Raw genomic sequence first — 25,833 nt, 5'->3', positions numbered from 1 at the left:
GAATTCATTCACTAGCGCCTGCTTCCAAAACCTGCGCTACAGTCATTTCTAGATCGGGAAAAGTCGTTGAGGTGATGCGTTCGCTCCCCTGAAACACAGATTCTTCGTACAATCCTTCTACCAGAGTAAGCACGGTAACTCTTGCATCACCGGGATCGACGATCCAGTATTCGGGAATCCCTCGTGCTGCATACTCAGAGCGCTTGTAGCGGTAGTCGCGATCTTCGTTTGCTTTACCAGGGGATACGACCTCAACCACTAAAGCGGGGGGTGGCATATCTGGAGTAATTGTTGCTCGTTTGCCACCAATCGCCGCACGTAACTCTTCAGTTAATATCATCAAGTCTGGGAGGCGGACGCGAGTGCGATTCCCTGTTACCACAATTTCCGTATCTTTGTGACAAATGAGATCTAGAGATACCAGAGTGAGAAATTTTGATAGCAAGTAGATAGCAATCAAATTATTTCTTTTCGTTTCTGGTGGCATTTCCACTAATTCTCCATCCACCAGCTCGTATCTGGTCTCTGTCCCATCATCGTAAGCAAGGTATTCTTCAAGGGTCAGTTTTTTGCTAACTGCGGTCATGGCGATCGCCTCACTAGCCGTGTATCTGAAATTTTACGCCCAAGGAAATCATCAAGGCTCCGTATCAGATGAAGCTTCCTCGTTATTAAAAAACAATAGGCGAATGGCGAGTATAGCAAACCCTACAGCAGCGATCGCTTTCAGCAATTTTGTTGGTAAAAACTCTGCCACAGCCCCTCCAGCTAATACTCCTAAAAAGGAAGTCAATAGCAATGCGCCAGCCGTCCCAAAAAATACTGCACGAGTAGATTGACCCCGCCCCGAAAGTGCGATCGCTGCTAGCTGGCTTTTATCCCCCAGTTCTGACAGAAATACTGTTATAAAGCTTAATCCCAAAAGATGCCAATCCATTATTTGTCCTTAGTTAGTTGTTAGTTGTTAGTTGTTAGTTGTTAGTGGTCACTGGTCACTGGTCACTGAATTAAATCCCAAAACAGCATGACGGAGATGAACAGCAGCATGATTCCGGATGCTTTTTCTACAGTTTTAGGAGATAATCGATTAGCCATCCAACTTCCCAAAAGAACACCCAGTAAGCTAGTCATGACAAGCGCACTTGCAGATCCTAAGAAAACTACCCACGGAGATTGTGATTGTGCGCTCATTAATAAGGTTGATAACTGTGTCTTGTCGCCTATTTCTGCCAGGAAGATGGTTACAAAGGTTGTTGTAAAGATAACCATTCCCTTTTGTGGTTTTGGGGATTCGTCAACGACTAAAGATGATTCTACTAGAGCAGTTTTTGAACTGTAATCCTTATCTTGTTTAACTTCTAGTTGGCTTTCAATGTCTGACAGGTGAGAAAGAGTTGGAAGTGCGGAGTCAAGTTTCACGAGTAGTATTTGTGTCACTAATTGGTTTTCATATTTTTCTCATTTTCTCAATCTTTTTTACAAATTGCAACCTATTTTAAATTATTCGGTCGTCACTCTTGACTGAAAGCATAAAAAAGAGTGCAAGGGGGTGTTACTTGTTAGGGATGAATACTCGTAAGTACGGGTTCTTCTTAAATTTGGAGGTTGCGCCTTGGTATGCGATCGCCAGTAAGGGTGCTAGGTGCTGTCTAATCGCCGCAGTCGTATTGCAGAGACTTGTATTCTCTGTAAAATCCACTCTCGCTCAAGCTCTCAAGCCTGTAGCTGATAATAAGCTAGGTGTAGAGAGTTCTGTAGTCACACCAATTGCCAATAATATAAACATTAGAATTGGAAAGTTGACTGTCCGGGATGAGGATAAAATCCCAAAGGCGAAGTGATATTGACAAGCTTTAGGAGACAGGCGAGCAGCGTTAGGATTAGCTGGAGTGGCTGTGCGGGCAGGCGCACGCAGTACTTTGGCAAGTTTATGGTCGGTGGACGACCAGTCTACCGCAGATGTAATGAGCGAGTTCTACCGACAGTTAAAGACTGCGGTAAGTAAAGCCGAAGCAATCCAGCGTGCTCCACTTGCAGTTTTTGCTAAGGATAAAAGTCCATATCATTGGGCACCTTATGTGTTATTAGGGAATTGGTTATGATAAAAATTTAGTTTTATCTCTAAATAAGTGAAAATTAGAGAATAAGAATAAGATAAAGAATTATAGTTAACTAACTAATGGTACTGCTATATGTCTAACATAAGTTCTTTTTGGAACTGGTTGATTGGAATTACAATCACAGGTGCCTATAGTTTTTTTGCGAATAGTATTCAAGCTCAAATTACGCCTGATGAAACTTTACCAAACAATACTATAGTTACACCAATTGGTAACACCTTCAATATTACAGGGGGAACTCAGGCAGGAGCCAATTTATTCCATAGTTTTCAAGAGTTCTCTGTTCCAACCGGAAAGACAGCTTTTTTTAACAATCCTGTTGACATTCAAAACATTATTAGTCGGGTAACAGGTGGATCTGTATCTAACATTGATGGGTTGATTCGCAGTCAAAGTACAGCCAACTTGTTTCTGATAAATCCTAATGGGATTATTTTTGGACCGAATGCACGGTTGGATGTTGGTGGCTCTTTTCTGGCTACAACAGCGAGTCGTCTAAAGTTTGCAGACGGTTTTGAGTTTAGCACTAGCAATACTCAGTCTGTCCCCCTGTTGACTATCAGTGTGCCAACTGGGTTGCAATTCGGTTCCAATTCAGAAAAAATTACACTTAAGGGAGTGGGACACGATATTAATTATGAAGAGATTACTACTAACCCAAATTCATCCATACCCCGTGGCAGAGTGAACACCAAAACTGAGGGATTGCAAGTCAAATCCGGGCGAACTTTAGCACTTGTAGGAGGAAATGTTGTCCTTGAAGGTGGTATTCTCAAAGCTCCATCCGGACGGATTGAAATTGTGAGTGTTGGAAGCAATCAATCCTTCAACCTTCAACAACCTTGGAACTTTAGCCATGAAGAGCTAACCAGTTTAGGTAACATTCAGTTTTCCGATCGCTCTTTCGTAAGTACTACAGGAGATGGAGGAGGGGGAATAGCGATCGCAGGTAGGAACATAAGTCTCACTGAGCAATCGCTTCTACTAGCAGATACCCAAGGTAGTATAGATGGTGAAGCGATCGGTATAAAAGGGGACTCTATAATTCTGAATCAATCTACTCTGAGTTCTAATACTTATGGTACGGGTAAGGGCGGATTCATTAGACTAGATGCCAAAAACATGACGTTTGAAAATAAGACTGAGGTAAGCGCTGCTGCTGAAGAGAGCACAGGGAACGCTGGAGAAATCCAGATTAATGCAGACTATTCGATCTTCATGAATCAAGCAGGTCTTAATACTAAGACTTATAGCCAAGGAAATGCAGGAAGAATCAACATAGTAGCAAATTCTTTGCAGCTAGAAAGTGGAGGGATTAGTAGTTTCGCAGCCTTTGGAAGCACAGGGAATGCAGGAGATATCAAAATCGACGTTGCAGGTGCAATAGTGATGAAAGGTGGAGGTATACAAACCGACACTGTAGGAAAAGGGAACGCCGGAACAATCGACATTCGGGCGAATTCTTTAAGGATGGAAAAAGTGGGTACATATAGCCGTGGTTTCAATCCAGGTCAACCAGGAGAAATCAAAATTAACATTGAAGGCTCTTTGGAACTTTTAAATACAACTATAAATAGTGATACATTTGGAGAGCAAGATGGTGGAAATATCAACATTCGTGCCAATTCTGTCCTCATCCAAAACGGCTCGGAAATTTTCAGTAAGGCAAATGAAAATAGCACAGGGAATGCTGGAGAAATCCAGATTAATGCAAGCTCTTTGATCTTAAAGAATGGAGTAGGTATTAAGACGGATGCCTGGGGTACTGGTAATGCCGGAAAAATTAACATAACTACGAATTCTTTTCATCTTGAAGGTGGAGCGGTCACGAGTACGATGGGGAAAAATAGCTTGGGGGAAGGAGGAGAAATTAATATTCAGGTTACAGGACTCCTAGAGATAAACTCAGCAGGAGTTAGTACTACCTCTGAGGGTGCAGGTAATGGCGGAAAAATAAACATAACAGCTGATTCTGTTCGACTAGAAACGACGGGAATTGATAGCAAAACGGAGACAACGAGTAGTGGTAGAGCTGGAGATATCAACATTGAAGCCAGAAAATCTGTGGAAATCAATACAGCAAGTATCAATACAAACTCGTTAGGTGGAGGGAAAGCCGGACAAATTAGTGTCACAACTGAATCTTTGAAAATTAATAATTTTGAGCCTGGTAATGATTCGGTTGGAATTTTTGCAACCTCCACAGCAGGTAAGGGCGGAGACATTCAATTAAATCTAAAAAACTTACTGTTGTTACGCGATCGGAGTTCGATCTCCACCACGGCGGGAAGAGATGGTGCAGGAGGAGATGGTGGTAATATTACTATCAATGCGCCTAAAGGTTTTGTTGTCGCAGTCCCTAATAAAAATAGCGATATTACCGCCAATGCATTTAGTGGTAGTGGTGGGCGAGTCTCAATAAAAGCTACTGACATTTTTGGAATCGTGCCACTGAGTCGGCAAGACCTTGAGGAGAGATTAGACCCTAATGATTTAGATCCCAGGAAATTACAGACAAACGATATTACAGCTATTTCGCAAACGAACCCAACATTAAGCGGCACTATAGAACTGAACAGACTTGAGGTTGATGCTAATAGTGGTTTGGTTGAGTTGCCAACAATACCAGTTGACACTGAAGTAGCCACTGGTTGCTACAGTCCGAATGGCACCCAAAGCAGTTTTATCATCACCGGTCACGGCGGCTTACCCCCGAACCCTAAAGACGTACTCACGCCTGATGCCGTAGTGGTAAACTGGGTAACTCTCAACCCAAAAATTGGCAACCGTAAGAGTCTATCTATCTCCACAAATCCGACAAAACACACACCAGAACCTATAGTAGAAGCGACTGGATGGGTGTTCAACGCCAAAGGCGAGGTAGTCTTCACTGCTAATGCACCCACTGCAAGGGATAAGGAAATTGTAGGTTGGGTTTCGTTCCTCAACCCAACAAACGTGTTTTCGTGTTTTTAGACTTAACCGACAAGTATTGAGTTCACGTGGAGACTCACGGCAAATTCAGTTCCAATTTGGAAAAAACACCTTTATAAAACTTCATTAAATAAAAATTTAAGTACGGCACTGTAGTGATTTTTGCCAAGAACTGGCAGGCGTGATGGTGGTTGTATCGGCTGTGAAGACAACTTCGCCTTTAGCATTCAACACCCACCCAGTCGCTTCTACTATGGGTTCTAACGTAGAATTTGTTGGTGTGGCAACAGTTAGCATTGACTGTTAGTAAACCTGCATTCCCTGACCCTTCACTGTTGACAATGACTTTAGCCCCACTCAGAACATTGAATTCTCCAGTCTTAACTGTGATGCTTCCCCCCTGTCCAGTAGACTCTGGAACAGTGGAAGCTGAAATTTCTGCCCCGTTCCGAACGGTTAACTGCCCAGTTTCTATCTCTATGTTTCCAGCATCTCCAGTATCTGTAGTCTCAACAAATAAACCGTCGTAATTGTATCTTTATGATTCCAAATCGCTTAACTAAGGTGCATTTTCACGTCTCCCTCCCCTCTTACCGTGGCGTAATGATTTCATGCAATCGCTCTTGTTAATGAATTAATCACACAATCATTTTAACTCCTACACGGAGACTAAATCAACTTATGACAATTTATGAGAATAACTATCTCCATTTTATTTGATTCGGGTATGGGTTGCGATCGCGAAAACCAGCGATCGCAACCCATACTTGAAGATTGATTCTGTCACTAATTCATTTCAGTTTGAATTTATCACTTTTTCAAAAACTTCCAAATTAGCCGAGCCGTATTGAGTTCAAATTTGCTCTTGAATACCAATTTTGATGCCGTGATTTTTTCATCACAGATCTCTGGCAGTAGCGCTTGGCGATTCTCCTTCGGAGACGCTACGCGAACGCAACCCACATTCGCAATTGATTCTGTCACTAATTCAAATTCGGCTTCAGCAACAAGTCTAAAAGCTAGTTCATAGAGTGCTTTTCAATTATTTTTCAAATCTTCATAGTATTAGTTGTGTCCACAATTAAATATCGGAATAATTCTCTTTGATTCTACCAGATACTGAATTAATCACATAATCAAGCTGATGCTGCCCTAGCCGCTAAATCTCCGACCACCCATTCCTGCATATACACGCTTTTTTGTCAAGTTTATTCTTGACAAATTTTAATGCGTTTGCCCTATCTTAACAACTGACACTTAAATAGTAGAAAGTACAACAGGCGATAACAATACACTTTTTTTTGTTCACAACTCCGCTTTTTTTTGATATAGCACTCCTAAATGATTTACAAACACCTCTTCCTTGTCCTCCTTGTCTTCCTTGTCTCCCTTGTCTCCCTTGTTTGGATCTCAAATAGGATTGCTATATCTATTATTGAGTTTGGTTAGGATAATCTCCTAAAAAATAAAAAACATTGCTATATTAGTCAGTGACTCAAGTCGCTAGCTTTTATTATTTGTGGCAACCTAATTGCACGCCGTGCCCACTAAGCAGAATAAAAAAATTGTTAGTTTTTACAAAAAATTGTGGATTGTTATTGGGAGTTAATATTTTTAAGCTACAGCTAGTAATTAGTGCTTGTTCATAACGTTCTAATTTTTTCTAACACTGAATCTCGCCGGTCCAAAACCCAAGTATTATCTGGCTGCAAATCAATTGCTTTGTTGTAATTAACAAGCGCTTGTTCATAACATTTTAATTTTTCAAGCACCCAACCTCGCTGACGCCAAACCCAAGCATCTTTAGACTTTAATTCAATCGACTTATCGAAAGCAGCTAACGCCTCTTCATAACGTTCTAATTTTTCTAACACCCAACCTTGCTGACCCCAAACCCAAGCATCATCTGGCTTCAATTCAATCACCTTATTGAAAGCGGCGCTCTCCTCTTCATAACGTTCTAATTTTTCTAACACCCAAGCTCGCAAAGACCAAAACAAGTGACTGTTAGGGTTCAATTCAATTGCCCGATCGCAAGCGGCGATCGCTTCTTCGTAACGTTCTAATTTTCCTAACACCGTACTTCGCAGTATCCAAGCCCAGGAATCGTTCGGCTTTACTGCGATCGCTTTATCAACAGCAGTTAACGCTTGCTCATACTTTTTGAATTGACTCAGTAGCACAAAACCAAGACAATTCCATATCAACTGTGGCTGACGCATCAGGACAAAAATCCCGAATGCTCCCAACAGCAAAGTACAGTACCACCGATTGAACAACTTGAATCCATCTGCTGCTAGTGTCAATGTAACACCAAACCATTGGGCGATTTCAAAGCCTGATACAGCTAGGACCATACCAAAAGATGGTATCAGCCAGGGCAGTGTGTAAATCCCAATCAGCCCCACGAGCGCAAACTTTCGTATCTTAGCTTGAAGTTTATTGGGTAGCCATGCTTCAATGATGCCATAACCATCTAAAGGTGGAATAGGTATCAAATTAAATAGCACAAAAAAGAATTGTAAACTAATAAAACCAGCCAGGGTAGCTGGAAGCCAGTATGGACAATTCCAAGCCAAACTTACCCGTAAAAATACAACCAGCACTCCGGCGACGAGAAAGCTAGCTAATGGTCCTGCGGCTGAAACCGCACTTTGCCACAAACGATTCCGTAATTGCTGGCGTTCTATATAAACTGCGGCTCCTGGTAAAGGAAACTCACCTATTAGGAAGAACAATCCGGGCAAAATGATACTCACGAGCGGGTTAATGTACTTAAGAGGATTGAGGCTCAAATATCCTTTTTGTTTGACTGATTTATCTCCACCCAAGTAAGCAACAATTGCATGCCCAAACTCATGGAAACTAATTGAGATAATCCAAAGTAGACATAAAATAATAGAGACAAGCAAAGTAATTTGAAATTTTTGTTCTGCACTGTACGAATTGATAGGATTCGTGTCTTTTGCCCGCTCCCGGTTTTTGTAGGCTGCAACTAACTCGGGATTCAGTCGCTTGGCTTGGTTGTAGTCTGTGAATGCACCCCTGAGGTCACCCAATTTAGCACGGGCATGACTGAGGTGAATGTAAATTTTGGCATCATCGGGATTAATACGCAATGCTTGATTGAAATCTTCAACTGCCTGCTTATAGTCTTTTAAGTGAGCGCGGACAAGACCTCGGTTGAAGTATGCCATCTCATTGTTGGCATTTATCCGCAGGGCTTGGTCGTAATCTTCTATTGCCCCCTCATTATCTCCCAATTTGTAACGGACAAGACCTCTGTTATTATAGATATTGGCATAGTTAGAATTGTAGCTAATTGCTTTAGTATAAGCAACGAGTGCGCCTTCATAGTCTCCTTGGTCATACTTATCATTACCTTGGATAAAGAAACGTTTAGCCTTTAATACACTACTGGTGTAAACTGCTTCATCTTCATTATGAGTTGGTGTCTCTACCCTATCACTGGCAATAAGGACAGGATAAGTCTTAATTTCTCGTTTGATAATCAGTTCAGAACCAAGGGATTGACTCTCGCTTGGCACTGTGACTCGTTTGGTAATAGCAATTGCATCTGAGTCAGGTATTGCTGTTAATTGTGGTTGAATAAGCAGGAGTGATACACAGACCAATATTGATACGAAGGCGTAGTAAAACTTCATTTTTAGCAAATTCACTAACTTTACTGATAAATTCCTCAAAAATCAAACTTCAATCGGCAAATCCCACTTCCAACTACTAAAAACTACAAGAGTTGCCTGCTAATTTTCGGATAAATCAAATCAGATTTTTGTCTAATTAACTATTTTTTCTCTCTTGCAGATAGCCCTGACGGTAATCTTTCTTCCTCAAATTTAACGCTTGACCATATGACCACTGTTTCATAAAAGTCACTTTCGCTACATCTATTAGCCTCTGTGAATAAGTATCAATACTGGTCAATTGTGCAACTACATCCTTGTTACAGTCTGCATCTGCAAAACCCGAAAAATTGCGAGTTTTACAGAAATATTGTGCATTGAGCAATACCTTTGCCAACGATCCGTCGTCAACTCAGTGGCAGGACGCTTATAAATCTTATTAGCAGTCTCTTTGCATTATTTTACTTGGGGCAGTTGTTTTACTACAATTTCAAGTTAGCTTTAGTTGCGGTTGCTGTGGCTGTTGTCACCATCGCTGTCACTACATTCTCTGGTTTACTACTTGTCCGCAAAGTTCATCCACTGCTGGAATTACAGGGAAATATTTTTGGACAAACAGTGCAGTTAATTAATGGGATTTCTAAACTGCACGTTGCTGGTGCTGAGGATCGCGCCTTTGCCTGTTGGAGTAAAAACTACAGTCGGCAAGTTAAGCTTGAACTCAGCACGCAGCGAGTTGAAGATCTTGTTGCACTTTTCAATACAGTAATGCCCACACTGACTTCTGGAATACTCTTCTGGTTTACCATCAGACTGCTTGAAGAGGCTCAGACTTCAGGAGGTATCGGGCTATCCCTTGGCACTTTCCTAGCTTTCAACACAGCTTTTGGTAACTTTATTAAAGGAAGTACAGAGCTAAGCAATACAGTGACTATCGCCCATCGACTGAGCACTATCCGCAATGCCCATCGCATTTACGTACTCTCTATGTGCTTCTCTCAATTGAGCTCGTTGCGATTAGGTGCCGACATTCGAAGCATCTCAGAAAAACGTGAATACTTAACCGCATCGGTAGGAGGATTATCCGCCGACACTGCAAGTAACCCAATTTTGAGATCCTCGAAATAAATCACACCCCCAATACGTCCATCAACTTGGAAAGGTCCATGAAATAACCGATACTGTGCAATGTAGATCGGGAAAAAGTTTGTAATCTTTATTGCAGAGCCAAACATTTGCTGACAAGTTTTGTGGAGGACAGCATCTAGGTATTCACTATAGGCAGGCTCACCCAGGTCAGTAAATTTTGGATCGTCCGCAAAATGATCCATATAATATAACCATATATCGGACAAGTCTGCTTCAAAAGTCAGTTTTCGCTTAAGTTCTTGCAATCGGTCGATTTTCATAATGTGGATATTGAGGAGATGGAGCGGGCAGAAAGTACTGTTAAAAATCTACCACAGCCCTCGTAATTTTTCTCTCCTCCGCCGTTTTGCTCTCAACTCTTTGAGCTGCGAACAATCTTACAAACGTTACGTTTAAACTCTAGAAACCAACAGCTTGGTTGAAACGCATTATTTCCAAACTGCGATCGCCATAAACTCCCCCTATTTGCTGGCGACAGCATTCTATGGCAAAATCATTTAATTCTTCCGGTTCTATACCGTACATATCCTGAAACACTTCTGTTTCCACCCGACAGATGCGCGGACGATTGGGGTAGATACGGCATTCCCGATTCTCCTTGTCGTAATTCACACACCACCCGTCGTCACCTACCATACTTAGGTAAAGTTCTATTTCCTCAGGTGATAGAAACTCATGTAAGTCTGGACGCTCTGCTGGATCGAGATAACAGCACGCTCCACATTGCTTCACACATTGCCAAGTTGCCACTGTTCAAACCTTTATTTTTTATTTCTTATACTTTTGTTAAGTTACTTAAAGTCTACCGCCAAATGCCAGATATGATTATTGGCAAGTATTACACCTGTATTTAATCTCTTAGGTCAATTGGGAGGAAAAATGGAAGCATTAGCCAATATTAACTGGGAAGTGATTTTCCAGCTGACATCTGTTGCACTCATTATGTTAGCCGGTCCTGCGGTAATTTTTGTTCTAGCATTTCGCAACGGTAACCTTTAATAGTTGACCCCCGGTTGAAGCACCGGGGCTTTCGCCTTGGCACTCTCAGCATGGTTAGCTTTGAGTCCCCTATAAGTCACTTTAGCAGGACTTGAGACTTTGGAGAGCGCGGATGGGTAGGTGTTGGAAAATTGAGAAAGAATAAAATAGCTTCAGTTCATTGCCATACAAGACTTTTAAGCGATTTGAAGTGCCAACCTATCCGCGATCCTTACAAGATAAGCGTTTCGACATTTTCCTCTTGTCATTACCGCAGGCGATCGTGCTGTCAGCACCCCGCACTCTTCGTGACGGGGCTTCGTGCCTCGGTATTTTAGTTAGTTGACCAGACAAGCTTTAGGAACTAACGAAGTTACAACTAATAAGAATCCCTATTAGGGATTGAAACTTCTAACTTTAGCTCTTGCGATCGCTGCTTCGCAGACGTTACAACTAATAAGAATCCCTATTAGAGATTGAAACTCGACTCCCAAAAAGAATTCAATTAATATCCCCAGTGGAAGTTGCAACTACTCCTTCCCCGCTAAAAGATTACCGATCTGCTTTTCCTCTTTCTTCGTGCTCTTTGTGTCTTTGCGGTTCATTTAAATAGGTAATCTTCGGGCGGAAAGAGAGTAATAAGAATCCCTATTAGGGATTAAAATAGTGCGACTCGTTTTAGAGTAAAAATATAGAAAGATTACATGGATGGTGTGGCAATACTACAAGGGATAGGAATTTTTGTAGGTTGGGTTGAGGAACGAAACCCAACCTACTTACCAATACCACCTTACCCAGAGGCGCGGAGTATAATATCTCGCATCGACTCCACCAAGAGCAAAAAATTTTTTATTCTTAACTACCAAGATTCTTTTTATAATAAATTGATGAACAAAAATTACTGCTATACGCGCCTGGATGATATAGCGTATTTCATCTTGGCGAGGTGCAGTTGGAGAATCAGGGATGCCCATCTTACAACATTTGTATTGATGAGCGCTTTGTACTTCATTGACTTAAAATCTGCTGTAGTCGTTATTAGCCAAATGTAGTGCAAGGAGAGAATATGGCAAGAGTCATGATAGTGGGAGCGGGTGGTGTCGGTAGGGTAGTTGCTCACAAATGTGCCGCACAACCAGAATTTTCTGATATTCTGTTAGCAAGCCGCACGTTGGAAAAGTGCAATCAAATTGCCAAAGATATCAATTCCCCGAAAATAACCACCGCTGCTTTAGATGCAGATGTTGTAAGTAATACGGTTAAACTCATTCAAGAATTTCGCCCCGAAATTCTTATTAATGTAGCGCTTCCTTATCAAGATTTAGTCTTGATGGATGCTTGTCTTGAAACAAAAGTCAATTATCTCGATACGGCTAACTATGAACCTCCTGATATAGCCAAATTTGAATATAGTTGGCAATGGGCGTATCAAGAAGGGTTCAAAAATGCTGGAATTACAGCCATTCTTGGTTGTGGATTCGATCCTGGCATGACAGGAATTTATACAGCCTATGCTTTCAAACACTATTTTGATGAGATCCACTATTTAGATATTATCGATTGTAATGCAGGCAGTCATGGACAAGCTTTTGCAACCAATTTTAATCCAGAAATTAATATTCGTGAAATTACTCAAAATGGTCGCTATTATGAAAATGGGCAATGGGTAGAAGTGCCTGCTCTTTCCGTTCATCGCCCAATTTCTTACCCAGAAATAGGGTTTCGAGAGTCTTATCTCTTGTACCATGAAGAGTTAGAATCTTTAGTAAAAAATTTTCCTACAATTAAAAGAGCCCGTTTCTGGATGACATTTTCAGAAAACTATATTACTCATTTGCGCGTTTTAGAGGCTGTAGGGATGACACGAATCGATCCTGTTAATTATGAAGGGACACAAGTCATCCCCCTCAAATTTCTAAAAGCAGTTTTACCGGAACCTTCTTCTCTAGCGGAGAACTATACAGGACAAACTTCTATTGGTTGTCATATTCGCGGGTTAAAAGATGGAAAAGAACGTCAATATTACATCTATAATAATAGCGATCATGCTGCATCCTATAAAGAGGTAGGTTCTCAGGCAATTTCCTATACGACAGGTGTTCCGGCAGTAGTTGGTGCATTAATGTTAGTAAAAGGACTATGGAAAAAGCCTGGAGTTTTTAATGTAGAAGAGTTCGATCCAGATCCCTTTATGGAATTGGTAGCAAAACTGGGTTTACCCTGGCATGAAGTCATCGATGGAGACTCACCCTTTGAGGTATAGTTTATAATGACCCAAACTAGCGATTTATTCAAAAATATCCCTTCGCCCTGTTTTGTGTTGGAAGAGGCACTTTTAGAACGAAATCTGGCTATTTTTGAAAGAGTGCAACGGGAAGCCCCTATCAATGTATTGCTGGCATTAAAGGGGTTTTCTCTGTTTCATAGTTTCCCCATGATTCGTAAAACGCTTCAGGGTATATCAGCAAGTTCACTATGGGAGGCGCAATTGGGGGCGGAGGAATTTGGCAAGGAAGTTCATGTCTATTCCCCTGTTTATCGAAATGAAGATTTACCGCAGATTTTACCCTTAGCTTCTCATATAACCTTTAATTCAATAACGCAGTGGGAAAGATTTGCACCTACTATTGCGAAATCATCGTCTCATCTATCGATAGGCTTGCGGATTAACCCTGAATATTCTCCAGTGAAAACCGCGCTGTATAATCCATGTGTGCCTCATACACGTCTTGGGGTTTCACAAAATCAGCTGGGAGATACTCTACCAAAAGGAATTGAAGGGTTTCTGTCTCACAATTTATGTGAAAGCGATTCTTATGCGTTGGAGAAAACCTTATTACAAATAGAGCAGTTATTTGGGCGTTTTCTACCTCAATTAAAATGGCTAAATCTTGGCGGGGGTCATTTGATGACTTGTAAAGATTACAATGTGGCTCACGCGATTGAGGTGATTAAGGCTTTTCACGATCGCTACCCCCATATTAAGTTAATTATGGAACCAGGTGCAGCGATCGCTTGGGAAACTGGGTTTTTACTGAGTACAGTGCAAGATTTAATTCCTACTCCTGCACTGATTCATGTTATGTTAGACATCTCTTTTACTGCTCATACACCAGATTGTTTGGAGATGCCCTATAAACCCGTAATTCGAGGAGCACACGAGCCTCAAGACAGCGAAAAAGTATATCGCATGGGGGGATCGAGTTGTTTAGCAGGAGATTTTCTTGGAGATTATGCTTTTGCTGAAGATTTATCAATCGGCGATCGCTTAATTTTTGAAGATATGATGCACTATACAATGGTGAAAACTTCCATGTTTAATGGAGTAGTGCATCCTTCCATTGGCACGATCAAAAAAGATGGTAGTTTCGTTTTATGGCGACAGTTTTCCTATCAGGATTATCGTGCTAGATTGGGATAAGTTGCTACGCTTTAGCCCTACCCACGCATATTTCAAAAATCAAATCGGAAATCAATACTGCGTGGGTAGAGAGATTCTCTGCAAAAACTTGGCAATAAACGTCAATATTCAATATCACCAAGTTTTTGTATATATACCAAAAACGGTTTAGAACCTTACTTTCTGAAAATTGTCAAAAACTCGTAGGGGCGCAATGCCTTGCGCCCCTACAAAACCATTTGGAAAAAGAACAGTTGTTAACCGTTGACAGTGTAGATGGAATGACTTTCAATTAAACTACTCAAACCGCGCCAACAAATCTTCGCGTGACAAGCTCGACAACTGCAATAGTAAAAGTGCATACTCAGTGGCGGGTAAGTTCGATATTGGCTGAACAATTGCTGCTAACTGTGAGTCCAACTCCCCAAAACGCGCTAAAAGGAAGTTTTCCACAATTTCACGCCGCTCCTGCTCCTTACCGATCTCCTTACCGATCTCCTTACCGATCTCCTTACCGATCTCCTTACCGATCTCCTTACCGATCTCCACACCCCGAAGTTCAGTCTTTTGTTCCCATTCTAAGTAAGCTTGTGATAAGTTCATAATTAATTCCCTTTCTTCGGCATCAATAGAGCTACTTACTTCTATACTAACTTTCCAAGTTGCGAGCATCTTGACAACAGCACTGCGTCTGGTGTCTTCTTTGGGTAAAGCGATGACTTCGGCGATCGCTTGTTGCTGAATTAGCCCTTTGCCTAAAATTCTCAACCACAGAGTTTCTGGAGTAGGGGGTAACTTATCAATTGCAATAATCCCAGTTAAAAACACTTTTGAGGGAAAGTAAATACCTCTTAGCCAAGTTTCATCCTCCCTCGCCATCAATTTATTGAGTAAGTTATCCGAGCAACTCGCAGCAATAATCCATAATCTTGGGAGTTCATCAGGCGCAATTGTTTCTTCATCTCGATTCGCTTGACGGTGCAAATCCGCTTCGAGGTGAATTAACTTTCCCAAACAACTGCGAATTTCTCTTTCTGTTGGTTGTTTGCGAAACGGTTCTAGTAAACACGGTGTTGCTGCTATTCGTGCTAAAATGCCTAATTCTGGCGAAGCAGTTGTCTCCGGAGTTGATGGCGTAAACCAAATATCCACAAACCTCGGTTCCCCTGGAATTTCATAATTTATTCTCACCTCACCTAAGGGAGATAAAAATTCTTCAAAATACTGTTTTGAAAATTGGTCAAATGGGTTTTTAGTCATTGAACTTACGTCACGTCCCGTTAGCTTTTGTCTACTTTGGAGAAATAATTCCTCACGACTGAGAAGCTCCAAAGAAACATTGTAAAAGGATGTGACAAATTCTCAGAAATTTTCGGGTCTCGATTGAATCTGGTACCGTTGATGTTGTGTCCTATTCTGCTCTGAAAACCGCTAATTTAGATGGGGATGCCTTCAGTAAGATCGTGAAACCCAAGCAATTCCTGTAAATGTTGGGTTTCGTTCCTCAAACGCCAGTAAAGGTGCGGAGGGAAACCCTCCTATGGCGCATTCGCGCCACGCACACGGTTCAGGGCTGGCTCCCCAACCTACGTGTTTTCGGATTTTTACGCTTAACCGACAAGTATTGAATTCACAAGGCTTTTAGCTATTTATCGCGGAGCGACTGACAATGCTTGAAAAGCTGCTTGAATGAGACAAGCGTATTGGGGCTGAGAAATATCAACTTCTCTAGCCTCTTGACGACTTGTTCCGAGTAAACCAATGGATTGTCCTAATGGAACAGCTAAGATGACTTTTTCAGGATACATAATTCTTAACTCAGGTAAAGCAGAGTTGTCATAAATACCGCAGTCGTAGTAACGCTCGTTGTACTCAAAAGAAGTTCTTGCTGGAGTGGTTTGAGCGACTGAATAATGGTTTTGACTGGGGAGTCTCACACCAAGCAGTTCCAACTCAATGTTTATCTGACCGTTAAACTCATTTTCTCTCAGTTTATAAGCAATATCGACTTGTGACGGTAGGGGAAAATAGTCGCGCCATCGCCAAGCGATCGCTTTAATTCTGTAGGAACGCTCGTTAATAGTCTGACTGAGTGTCAATTTAACGTGATTTTTGCCAACAATTTCCTGCTCAACAACACGGACATTCGGTGTCCAAAGTATGGGATCTGGGTTGTCAATCCCGCAGGGTTCCAAAACATTCATCTGTTGGTAGAAATAGCGATCGATCTGGTTGAAATTGACTAGCGTATCAATTTTGACCAAAGGTTTGAGGTGGCGTTGTTCGAGGCACTGATTGGCAAACTCGCTAAGACGCGATCGCAAAGCATTTAGATTTTCCGACACTAGAGAGAAACCACCCGCCGCCTTATGTCCCCCAAACTTACCCAACAAGTCACGACAATAATCTAACGCTTCAAATACGTGAAATTCAGGTATTCCCCGCGCCGAACCACGGATATGCTCTTCCCCTTCATAAGTGCCAATAAAGACTGGAGCACCATAGCGTTCCACCAAGCGAGAAGCAACAATACCAATAACTCCATGATGCCACTCAGGTTGTACAAGAACCAGCACGCGATCTTCTGGAAGAGAGGTAAGATATTCTGCTTCCACAAGTGCGATCGCCTCTTTCTCAATTTCCTCGCACAGTTCTTGACGCCGACGATTGATATCCTCGCATTGCATTGCTCTTTCCAACGCTATGCCCATATCGTCAGTTGTCAGCAACTCAATCACAATTTCGGGATCGGCGAGACGACCAATAGCATTAATTCGCGGTCCCAGGCGAAAACCAATATCCTCTGGCTTGAGGGATTTTGGATTTTGGATTTGGATTTTGGATTTTGGATTGAGGATTGGGTAGACAAGGGAGAGGGGGGAGACAAGGAAGAGGGAAGAAAGTTCTACCTGTCCCCCTTGTCCCCTTGTCCCCTTGTCCCCTTGTCCCCCCTCTCCCCTAACCCTGTTCCCCTCACCTGCACTCCAGACATCTGAATAAGCGCTTGCACTCCAGTCAGTTTGGATTTGCGGTAACTGCTGCCAAACCATTTTCACCCAATGGCGATTCACTCCTGTCAAAGGTGCTAAATCCGCAATGGTTCCTAGTGTAAACAGTTCCAGGAGTGGATCGAGTATGCTGCTCTGCGCTTTTCCCAATTGATGTGCCAGGGATACCGCTAAAATATAGGCAACTCCAACCCCAGCCACACCTCGGTATGGTGAGGATTCATTTATAAGTTTGGGATTGAGAATGGCATCAGCTGGTGGTAATTGCTGGGGAATATCATGATGGTCGGTGACAATAACTTTTAAACCCAGTTCTCTTGCTCTAGCAATTGGTTCAAATGCTGAAATACCATTATCTACAGTTAAAACCAAGCTGACACCTTCGCTATGAAATTCTTCAATGATGCGTTTGTTGATACCATATCCCTCATGCATTCGACTGGGAATGGCATAATTGACTCGAGCACCCAACCATCGGAGACTGCGTAAAAGTAATGCAGTGCTTGTCATACCATCAGCATCATAATCCCCGCAAATCGCAATTTTTTCTTGAGAGGCAATGGCTTGTTGCAATAACTCCAGAGAGACAGCCAAGTCGGGAAAGTCATCTAAGGGTGAAGGGAGTGCCAAGGACTCCAGATTTAAAAAAGCTTGTGCTTGTTCTGGTGTTTCAATTCCTCGATTTATAAGAAGTTGGTTAATAAGAGGAGGTAAATTCGTAATTGCTGCGAGCTTTTGTGCTAAGTCATTTTTCTGAGGGTAAATTTGCCATCGCTGTGATGGTAGTTTTTGCCCGAGACGAGAGAATTGAGGAGTGGATCGATCTAGCACAATAAAAAATTATGAATTATGAATAATAAATTATAAAATAATTCATAATTCATAATTCATAATTCATAATTTAAAGAATATTAACGCGCCCATCATCGCGAATATACACGGAGCGATCGCCAGGAGATTGCCAACTAGGACGAAGTTCGACTCGCAGCGTACCAAAATTTGGTTTGGAGACAATAGCTTTCAAAGGTCGTCCGGTGTCATCCCAAAATACAACAGATATGTTAGGTTCCGTACCATCCCCCTGCTCTAAGCGTATTTGCTGTCTCGCTCGTACAGAAATTTGACCAACACCATACGGCTTTTCTACTTTAATTATCCTTGGTGTAGCATTAAACACTTCCACCCGCACGTGCTGACCGGGTGTAAATTCAATTGAACTCCGACCGCAGTTTGAGGCACAAGTTCCAGCAAATGTCACAGTGTTGTGGTTAGTTCCTCCCAAGAAAAGAGCCATTCCTAGTAAAGTTACAGATAAAAATTTAGACATAGAATTAGATTGATGCAGCTTGGTAAAAGTATGTAGGTTTTGATACCTAAGCCTAACATCACAATCTGTATTTTGAGTAGTGCTTGTATGACACTTTTGTTACTGAAGAAGGGCAGAGGGTAGAAGGTAGAGGATAACACTTATCCCGGAACAGCAGGCACTTCTCGGAGCAAGTCGGGTTCGTTATGTACAAACGTAATTTGCAATGTCCCTACTAGCTGTTTCTCTTTCAACTTCCAGTCATTAGGAGGCATGAGTTGCTCGAGGCTCTCTTGGCTTAAATGCAAACCTGTCTCTTGCAGAGATGCAGCAAGTCTGTCCAAATTGGCGCTCGACACCTCAAAGTTGATGCAGATTAAGATGTTCGAGTACAGGTGGAAGTCAGTTATCCAAGCTCCTGCTTGGTTAATCGCCTCACTCACACGAGCAGTCATCTGAATCCGTTCTGCTTTGGTAAATCCATCCAGGCGTAGAAACTTTTGCTCAAACACAAACTAACCTCCCAAGTGAATCAGCTCCAAATATAGGGGAATGACGAGAGAGCCGTCTTCATCCTGTAAGCTCACCCACTTGGGTGATATGAGGACAGCACTCAATAAAGTAGTAAGCTACTCTTTGACAACATCCTGTTCTAAAACTAGCACCAATCTTAGTTTATCTGTTTTACTGACATAGCACATTGTTGAAAAGTCTCCTCAGCTTAAATATGTTTTAATATCTTCAATTCTATGGTTTTTATCTTTTTGACATTTATATAACTCCTCGTAGAATTTGATATCTACTTCCCGCCAACTTATCCAACCAGTATTTGAATATTTATTATCTGTAAAACTATAAGCTACTAATTTAGGATTGTTATTGACTGAAATTATACAAAAATCGTCCTGAGGGCTAACTATGTTCTCAATATTGTCTTGATAAACCATAATTTTAAATGGAGAACGGTCGCTTAAAGCCAATTTATGTTCATCATCAAGTGAATCGTAAAACTCCTGAAACTCATCTTGTTGATATTCTATTAAATATCTTTCATGTACTTCAATTTGAACGAAATCATTCAATTTATTATTTTTTATTAAATTCCTGAGAAAATGCAGGGTACAAATTGCATGAACCATAACATGAGGCTGTCTGTATAGCTCGGTTAAAGTTTCGACTTCTGAAAAAACAATCTTTCCTTGTTTTAAATATAAACTGCTCTTTATTATTTTTTTGAGGCTATCTATTTCTGTAAGAAATGAAGGGAGATTTTGGCGCTTGGTATAATTAGTATCTAAAACAGCTACTAATTCTTTCTCATCGCTTATAAGTACATGTTCGCGTAATTGCTCTTTAATAAGACTTAAATATTTTTCATATTCTTTTTCCCAATATATAGACTTTATATCTAGTACCTCTTCAATGGCTGCGCTATTATTAGTATTCCATTTTGCCACAAAAAAACCTATTTTTTGAGTTTTTCCTGATTGAGATTCTAAGACAACTTTCCAAGTTTCAATACATCTATATTGAGGCTTGCTCTGGCTCATATTAAGATTGTATTCATTAATAAACTCATACTTAGTACTCGCTTCTTTTTGTCGTGTATAATTTTGATTATTACTAACACCGAATTGTAGATTCTGTATATTAAAAGACCATTTTGCTTCCATTGATTGTGCGCTTTGATTTATTTCTTTAGTTTCTCCTTGAACAGTAAATTTTATTTCTCCTTCATCTTTGCTAGCATAATGTTTACTGTCTAGTTGCAACTTGATTTTTAATAAATCATTGGTTTGAAATTTAGAGATTCTTAATATAATATTTTTGATTTTTAACTCATATATAGAATATAGGCATAAAGCCATGATAAAGCTGATGCCTAATAAATATATCCAAGGATTGTCATTTTCTTTTAAATTAAACCCATACTTTATAGATTGTTCTGATAAATTTAGTAAATTTCCTTTTTGTAAAATGTGGCTACTTTTATCAAAAAACAAATCTATACATAAAATATATTCTTCATTTTTATTAGAAAGTTTAAACTTATACCATAATGTTCTAATCACGTTAGGCTTGGTTTCATCATTTATATCTATATAGACACCAGTCAGCCCTAAATCATTACTAAAATCATCTTTGGCTCTAAAATTTGAAACGTAATAGTTATCTTGTTGAGTAGTTCTAAACCAAGGTCTTATTTTAAAGTTTATATCTTGTTTATAAGCTTCATTAGTAAATGGATAAGACATCATAAAACCTGTTTTTATATTAGTAATATAAATGTTATTAATTCTTAAATCGGGGATTATATCCGAATATCTATCATCACCTGTTAAATATTTGACGACAACTTTACTGAAATTCTGTAAATTTTGTATATCATTTTGATTTCCTGTTGTTTTACTATCCAAACTAGGTTTAATTTTACTTGTCATCATATAAGTAAAATTTTGAAAAATTTTATTATCAGCGTTACGCTTTTTTTCTTGCTCTCTATCAGTTGGATTGCTATTATTATCTTGGGTGGAATTAAAATTATTTAAACCTGTATAATCATAGTAAACTTCAACAGTCTCTCCTGTCTTTTCTATCTTCCATTGAACAGAACCTTGCTTTGGTGAATTCTGTCCAAGAATGATTTTTTCTTTTATGTCACTAGGAAGTTTTTTGCTTTCAGGTTTTTTAAAATATGTTTGATAATCTTCTTTTAATTTATGTTGTGCTTTTTTTATAAATGAAGAAAAATTATTTGTATCTTGAGTTTCTCTATTTGGATTTTGCTCCTCTTGTGGATCGAGGTTTTCATACCATAAAGTTAGTAGTTTGTATTCTTCTATTTCCCTATAATTTTTGACAATATATCCAAAGCTTACAAGAATTACAATTGATACTATATAAAGGGAAAAAAATGGTATGGCAATTTTCAAGAACTTATTTTTTAAATGAAGCATAATATATGGCTCTAAAAACAATGACTAAAGTTAAGTAAGCTCTAACAGCCTACAGCCCAACAGACGTCAAGATTATGGTTCTAGATGCAGCAAGATTCTGGATACAACAGAACAAGTTCTAAGACAGTTTCATCAAAATTTTTCCTGTCACCCGGACGACAATTTGTCCGGATTTAGAAGCATTAGCTAGCAGTTAAGTGCCTAAAACCCTGATTATTAAGTGAGGCTATTGTTAATGATTCCTGGTTGGGAAACGATAACTAGACTGGGGAATTGACTTAATTCATTATTCTATCGTTCCCAAAATAATCCCTTCTTAATTAATCCCGAACCAATACTTGTCGGTTAAGCGTAAAAATACGAAAACACGTAGGTTGGGGAGCCACTCGCGTGCTCTGGTTCCCAGAGTTGAGCGATGTGGCGTTTGAGGAACGAAACCCAACATGAATTTTTGCCTATGTTGGTTTTCTCCACGGGTTTGCCTAACGAGTATTGATAAATTTTATTATCAGTCATCACCCAAACTTGATATAAAGTCTAGTTAGCTTTTTTAGAAAGATGGACAGTACATTCTTGATGGAAGTCATTGAGCAAACACCAGATTCTCTCAAGTTAGGGCGGAAGGTATCTAGATGGTTGCGAATAATTTTTGTTTTGGTGGCAGGAATAGGGCTACTATTTTTAATTGCAGGTTGGAGACTAGAGCCAACTGATGGCAATTCTATAGTTTCTCCGACTTATTCTCACATACCTCAGATGTTTAAGGGCATACTTATAGCGATCGGCAGCGTTTGCGTTATTGCTAGTCTTTTGATGAAAGTAATGATTTGTCCATTGATTACCTGTACTTTTGATAAAACTAGCGGTAATCTGATAATAGAGTACTCAGCCACAAATATTGTTCATCAGCCAGTTGCAGAGATTGTAGACGCTTTTGTGGAGGCATGGGATGATACCTACCGCGTTAACCTGTTCCTAGCTTCTAATGAGAGCTTACCTCTCACATATATATACAGTTCTGGTCAGAGAGATAAGCAGCAATTAGTTAAGAGTATTCGCAGATTTTTGGCTTTGGAGGATGCGAATTCAACTAACAGTTAAAAGTTCAAAAAGTATATAGCGGTTCTCACGTGAATGAAGTACATCTTATCTGTGTTCATCTGCGTTCATCTGCGGTTCTTTAATTATTTGGGTGTATTGCAACCAAATGAAAACCGCTAGATTTTAAATTTTTAAATGATACAGAAAAGGTGCGAGGCTCAGCCTCAGCTGCCTGCATTCCCAGGCGGAGCCTGGGAACGAGAGAAGGGTGCGAGGCTGAGCCTCGCTCTATGCATTCCCAGGCTCCGCCTGGGAACGAGAGAAGGCTCCAGTCGCCAGTTGCCAGTCCCTAGTCAACTGAACTTAACTTATCTCGCAGTTCTGACCAGCGAACGCCTGCTAAACTTGGTAAAACAACATGGGCTTCACCAACTCGTTCCGCAGGACCAAGCCCTACTGCTAACATCCCTGCTGCAAGTGCAGCTTCAATTCCTGATGCTGCATCTTCCACAACGACGCATTGTTGTGGTTCAAGCCCTAACTCGCGGGCGGCAAACAGAAATAAATCGGGTGCTGGTTTGGGTTGTTGCACGCTGTAACCATCGGCGATGACATCAATGCGATCGCCAATTCCCAATTTCTCAATCACTGTCCGCGCATTTTTACTAGCCGAGCCAAGGGCTATTTTAATACCTGCAGCCCTTAATTCATCTAACAAAGCCAGCGCACCGGGCAACAAATCTGCTTTTGTTATATTATGGATTGAATCCACGTAGTAGCGATTTTTGCGCTCCATCATTTCCTGAAGTTGCTCTTCAGAGTATTGTCGCCTGTTGGCAATAATCTTTAACAGCGAATCTCGACGCGAGACTCCCCGCAGTTCTTCGTTTGCTTCTCGATTAAAGGGTAACCCTTCATCATCTGCTAGCTTTTGCCAACCTAAATAATGGTATTCTGCCGTATCTGTCAAAACACCATCCAAATCAAAGATGACTCCTCGAATATCGCGCATAATCTCTTTTTCATCAGAACGTAAGTCAAACTCGTGCCATTTGCCGTGCCACATCAGTTTAAATTTTAGACGTTTCCAGCCGTAGGGCAGGTGTGGTGTCGATGTCGGTGCATCTCCTGCTAATTGCACGCCACCAAAACCCAATATTACGGCTTGCCAAACTCCACCAGCACTTGCACCGTGGATTCCTTCATGGGCGTTACCTCGAACATCTTCTATATCTACTAACGCCGCTTGCATAAACCGTTCGTATGCTTCTTTTTTGTTACCTATGTCTGAGGCTAAGATGGCGTGAATAGCAGGTCCCAAGGATGAACCGTAAGTAATGTCAGTACGGGGTGCGTAGTAGTCCCAGTTCTTCTGTAATATTTCTGGAGTGTATGGAAATTCTTTTGACTGGCGCATTAAGTAGAGAAGCATCAACACGTCTGGCTGCTTCAGTACCTGACGCTTGTTAGCGCCTTCAATGGTTAAGATAGTTTGCATTGATTTGGTACGCGGTTCGTAATCAGCCAAGTTGATATCTTCTAACTTAAAGAATCCCTCGTACTGCTCGATTAAGTTTGTTGATGGATCGAAAGGAATCCATATATTGGTAATGATATCTCGCCAACGGGAAAACCTTCCGGCTGTCAGTTGCAGTTTTTGGGTGAGTTCGTTGGCTTGCTCTGGGTAAGTGTTACGCAACCATTCATGTATAAAGAGTGCTTTTTCCAAGTGCCACTGCACCATCCGGTTTGTAAAAGCGTTGTTGTCTGAGTGTTCGTGGTACTCATCCGCGCCAATCACTTCCCGAATTTCATACCGCTCGTACTTGGTGTTATACTCTACCCGGCTTCCCCAAAATACAGCCGTATCTAGAATAATCTCAGCACCATAGTCCCGCATCCATTCGTGGTCGTTTGTTGCTTGCCAGTAATACCATACGGCATAAACAACATCGGCACTGATATGGATTTCGCGATCGCGACACCAAATCCTGATATCTTCTCCGTAAAAATCATTAGGAGGCAACCAACGAGGTGTCACTTCATCACCTGTATCAGCGCTTTCCCAGGAATACATTGCCCCTTTATACCCGTAGTGAATCGCCTTACGCCGTGCCCCATTTAAGGTATGGTAACGATAGGATAGCAAATTCCGAGCCAGTGCGGGTTGCGTATATATGAAAAAGGGAAGGATAAAAATTTCAGTATCCCAGAACACATGACCCCGATAGCCAAAACCCGAAAGAGTTTTTGCAGCAATACTGACCTTATCATCGTGCTGTGCGGCACATATCAGCAATTGAAAGAGATTGTAACGAACAGCTAATTGAGCTTTGGTATCACCTTCTATAACAATGTCGCTTTTCTCCCAAGCTTCTTGCCATGCTTGTTCGTGAGCATTCAACAATTCTTCATAAGCAGGTAACTGAGCGAGTTTGTCACAAGCGGCTTCTAAGGGTTTTTCTTTATCTCGTGAAGTAAAAAGAGTCACTAACTTATCCACCGTCACTGTTGTTCCCACCCCAGCTTGAAACGTAGTCGTAAAGGTGGGGTAACCGGGTGGATTGCTCACTTGTACCGGAGCATCAATTCCCGATACTGTTACACCAGACGCTACCCCCAGTTCTATACCGGTACTGCGAGTGCGGAGTTGCAGCCAAGATCCTTTATCAGTTTTTCCCTGATCTAGTAATTCCCAGTGATTAAAACCCTGATTTTCAGGATAACCATTGATGCTCGCTTGAACTTCAATAACACCTTCAAAATCTACAGGTGTCACCTGACATCGCAATACCAGCACGTGTTCGTCCGCCAGACTGGCAAAACGCTCAAAATAAAGGTCTACAGTTTTCCCTCTTGGACTGCGCCACCGTACCTTGCGACTGAGAACACCGCGACGCAAATCGAGCTGTCGTTCATAGCTCAAGATTTCACCCCGTTCCAACCGGAAGCGATCGCCATCAACAATGACAACTAGAGGTATCCAATCCGGACAATTTGCGAGTTCAGTGTAAACAATCGGAACATTATCGAAAACCCCGTGAATAAAAGTCGCTGGTTGAGCGTGGGTATAACCTTCTTCAAAAGTTCCTCGCGTTCCCAAATAACCGTTACCAATTGTAAAAACGGTTTCTCTATGGTGAACTTTACTGGGGTTGAACTGGTTTTCGACGAGTATCCAGTCCTTATAAATGAATTGCTGAGAATAATTTTGTGTATCCATTGGCAAGTTGTTAGTTGTTAGTTGTTAGTTGTTAGTTGTTAGTTGTTGGTGGTTAGGGGTTAGGGGTTAGGGG

19 protein-coding genes and 2 pseudogenes are annotated in these 25,833 nt (G+C 41.1%); 8 read left to right on the top strand and 13 right to left on the bottom strand.

Annotated elements, in window-relative coordinates; all coding sequences use genetic code 11:
- Nucleotides 1-4: 4 nt before the first annotated feature.
- From F7734_RS30445 to F7734_RS30435, 3 genes are all read right to left on the bottom strand, one after another.
- On the bottom strand, nucleotides 5-586 hold the full coding sequence (locus tag F7734_RS30445) for a Uma2 family endonuclease (RefSeq protein WP_155748312.1): 582 nt from the start codon (nucleotides 584-586) through the stop codon (nucleotides 5-7).
- A 51-nt stretch (nucleotides 587-637) separates the two neighbouring features.
- The gene (locus tag F7734_RS30440; RefSeq protein ID WP_155748311.1) at nucleotides 638-937 is read right to left on the bottom strand and encodes a TMEM165/GDT1 family protein; all 300 of its coding nucleotides are present in this window, start codon (nucleotides 935-937) and stop codon (nucleotides 638-640) included.
- A gap of 62 nt (nucleotides 938-999) precedes the next feature.
- Nucleotides 1,000-1,419, bottom strand: coding sequence for a TMEM165/GDT1 family protein (locus F7734_RS30435; protein ID WP_166482249.1), 420 nt, complete (start codon nucleotides 1,417-1,419; stop codon nucleotides 1,000-1,002).
- A 146-nt stretch (nucleotides 1,420-1,565) separates the two neighbouring features.
- Here F7734_RS30435 and F7734_RS30430 point away from each other — a divergent pair, with 146 nt between their 5' ends.
- The 3 genes and pseudogenes from F7734_RS30430 to F7734_RS30420 all read left to right on the top strand — a co-directional run bounded on the left by F7734_RS30430 (nucleotide 1,566) and on the right by F7734_RS30420 (nucleotide 5,096).
- Nucleotides 1,566-1,841, top strand: coding sequence for a hypothetical protein (locus F7734_RS30430; protein ID WP_155748310.1), 276 nt, complete (start codon nucleotides 1,566-1,568; stop codon nucleotides 1,839-1,841).
- A gap of 9 nt (nucleotides 1,842-1,850) precedes the next feature.
- A pseudogene (locus F7734_RS30425) lies at nucleotides 1,851-2,102 on the top strand (CHAT domain-containing protein); the annotation flags it as partial.
- Between the two features lie 90 nt (nucleotides 2,103-2,192).
- Nucleotides 2,193-5,096: a filamentous hemagglutinin N-terminal domain-containing protein gene (locus F7734_RS30420; RefSeq protein WP_155748309.1), complete on the top strand. Its 2,904-nt coding sequence runs from the start codon at nucleotides 2,193-2,195 to the stop codon at nucleotides 5,094-5,096.
- 96 nt (nucleotides 5,097-5,192) lie between these two features.
- Here F7734_RS30420 and F7734_RS30415 read toward each other — a convergent pair whose 3' ends face one another.
- From F7734_RS30415 to F7734_RS60915, 3 genes are all read right to left on the bottom strand, one after another.
- A complete protein-coding gene (locus F7734_RS30415; protein ID WP_155748308.1) occupies nucleotides 5,193-5,351 on the bottom strand; it encodes a hypothetical protein in 159 nt (52 codons plus the stop codon).
- Nucleotides 5,352-6,697: 1,346 nt separating this feature from the next.
- Nucleotides 6,698-8,719, bottom strand: coding sequence for a tetratricopeptide repeat protein (locus F7734_RS30410; RefSeq protein ID WP_155748307.1), 2,022 nt, complete (start codon nucleotides 8,717-8,719; stop codon nucleotides 6,698-6,700).
- 136 nt (nucleotides 8,720-8,855) lie between these two features.
- Nucleotides 8,856-9,095 carry a hypothetical protein gene (locus F7734_RS60915; RefSeq protein WP_166482248.1) on the bottom strand — a complete coding sequence of 80 codons (240 nt, stop codon included), beginning with the start codon at nucleotides 9,093-9,095 and terminating at the stop codon, nucleotides 8,856-8,858.
- A 2-nt stretch (nucleotides 9,096-9,097) separates the two neighbouring features.
- Between F7734_RS60915 and F7734_RS30405 the strand changes: the two are divergent.
- Nucleotides 9,098-9,631, top strand: a pseudogene (locus F7734_RS30405) (NHLP bacteriocin export ABC transporter permease/ATPase subunit); the annotation flags it as partial.
- 615 nt (nucleotides 9,632-10,246) lie between these two features.
- On the opposite strand, the gene F7734_RS30395 reads toward F7734_RS30405, so the two are convergent.
- A complete protein-coding gene (locus F7734_RS30395) occupies nucleotides 10,247-10,597 on the bottom strand; it encodes a YkgJ family cysteine cluster protein (RefSeq protein WP_166482247.1) in 351 nt (116 codons plus the stop codon).
- Nucleotides 10,598-10,726: 129 nt separating this feature from the next.
- On the opposite strand from F7734_RS30395, the gene F7734_RS30390 reads away from it, so the two are divergent.
- The 3 genes from F7734_RS30390 (at nucleotide 10,727) to nspC (ending at nucleotide 14,246) form a co-directional block, all read left to right on the top strand.
- Complete coding sequence (locus tag F7734_RS30390; protein WP_017740085.1) at nucleotides 10,727-10,846, top strand: photosystem II reaction center protein Ycf12; 120 nt, start codon at nucleotides 10,727-10,729, stop codon at nucleotides 10,844-10,846.
- Between the two features lie 1,045 nt (nucleotides 10,847-11,891).
- Nucleotides 11,892-13,088 carry a saccharopine dehydrogenase family protein gene (locus F7734_RS30385; RefSeq protein WP_155748305.1) on the top strand — a complete coding sequence of 399 codons (1,197 nt, stop codon included), beginning with the start codon at nucleotides 11,892-11,894 and terminating at the stop codon, nucleotides 13,086-13,088.
- 6 nt (nucleotides 13,089-13,094) lie between these two features.
- A complete protein-coding gene (nspC, locus tag F7734_RS30380; RefSeq protein ID WP_155748304.1) occupies nucleotides 13,095-14,246 on the top strand; it encodes a carboxynorspermidine decarboxylase in 1,152 nt (383 codons plus the stop codon).
- Between the two features lie 276 nt (nucleotides 14,247-14,522).
- Here the strand turns inward: nspC and F7734_RS30375 are convergent, their stop codons facing one another.
- The 5 genes from F7734_RS30375 to F7734_RS30355 form a co-directional block, all read right to left on the bottom strand.
- Entirely contained in the window at nucleotides 14,523-15,485 is a 963-nt protein-coding gene (locus tag F7734_RS30375) for a hypothetical protein (protein WP_155748303.1), read from the bottom strand.
- Nucleotides 15,486-15,874: 389 nt separating this feature from the next.
- Nucleotides 15,875-18,064: a DHH family phosphoesterase gene (locus tag F7734_RS30370; RefSeq protein WP_347566309.1), complete on the bottom strand. Its 2,190-nt coding sequence runs from the start codon at nucleotides 18,062-18,064 to the stop codon at nucleotides 15,875-15,877.
- A gap of 70 nt (nucleotides 18,065-18,134) precedes the next feature.
- Complete coding sequence (locus F7734_RS30365; protein ID WP_155748302.1) at nucleotides 18,135-18,560, bottom strand: hypothetical protein; 426 nt, start codon at nucleotides 18,558-18,560, stop codon at nucleotides 18,135-18,137.
- 140 nt (nucleotides 18,561-18,700) lie between these two features.
- On the bottom strand, nucleotides 18,701-19,051 hold the full coding sequence (locus tag F7734_RS30360; protein ID WP_155748301.1) for a hypothetical protein: 351 nt from the start codon (nucleotides 19,049-19,051) through the stop codon (nucleotides 18,701-18,703).
- A 204-nt stretch (nucleotides 19,052-19,255) separates the two neighbouring features.
- Complete coding sequence (locus F7734_RS30355) at nucleotides 19,256-21,496, bottom strand: hypothetical protein (protein WP_155748300.1); 2,241 nt, start codon at nucleotides 21,494-21,496, stop codon at nucleotides 19,256-19,258.
- A gap of 558 nt (nucleotides 21,497-22,054) precedes the next feature.
- Here F7734_RS30355 and F7734_RS30350 point away from each other — a divergent pair.
- Nucleotides 22,055-22,597 (top strand): hypothetical protein, encoded by a 543-nt coding sequence (locus F7734_RS30350; RefSeq protein ID WP_155748299.1) that lies wholly within the window; start codon nucleotides 22,055-22,057, stop codon nucleotides 22,595-22,597.
- A gap of 289 nt (nucleotides 22,598-22,886) precedes the next feature.
- On the opposite strand, the gene pgmB is transcribed toward F7734_RS30350, so the two are convergent.
- On the bottom strand, nucleotides 22,887-25,760 hold the full coding sequence (gene pgmB / locus F7734_RS30345; protein WP_155748298.1) for a beta-phosphoglucomutase: 2,874 nt from the start codon (nucleotides 25,758-25,760) through the stop codon (nucleotides 22,887-22,889).
- Between the last annotated feature and the right edge of the window lie 73 nt (nucleotides 25,761-25,833).

The sequence above is a fragment of the Scytonema sp. UIC 10036 genome (genome assembly GCF_009725235.1).
The sequence above is the reverse complement of the archived record's forward strand: the minus strand, read 5'-3'. Positions and strand labels throughout refer to the sequence as shown.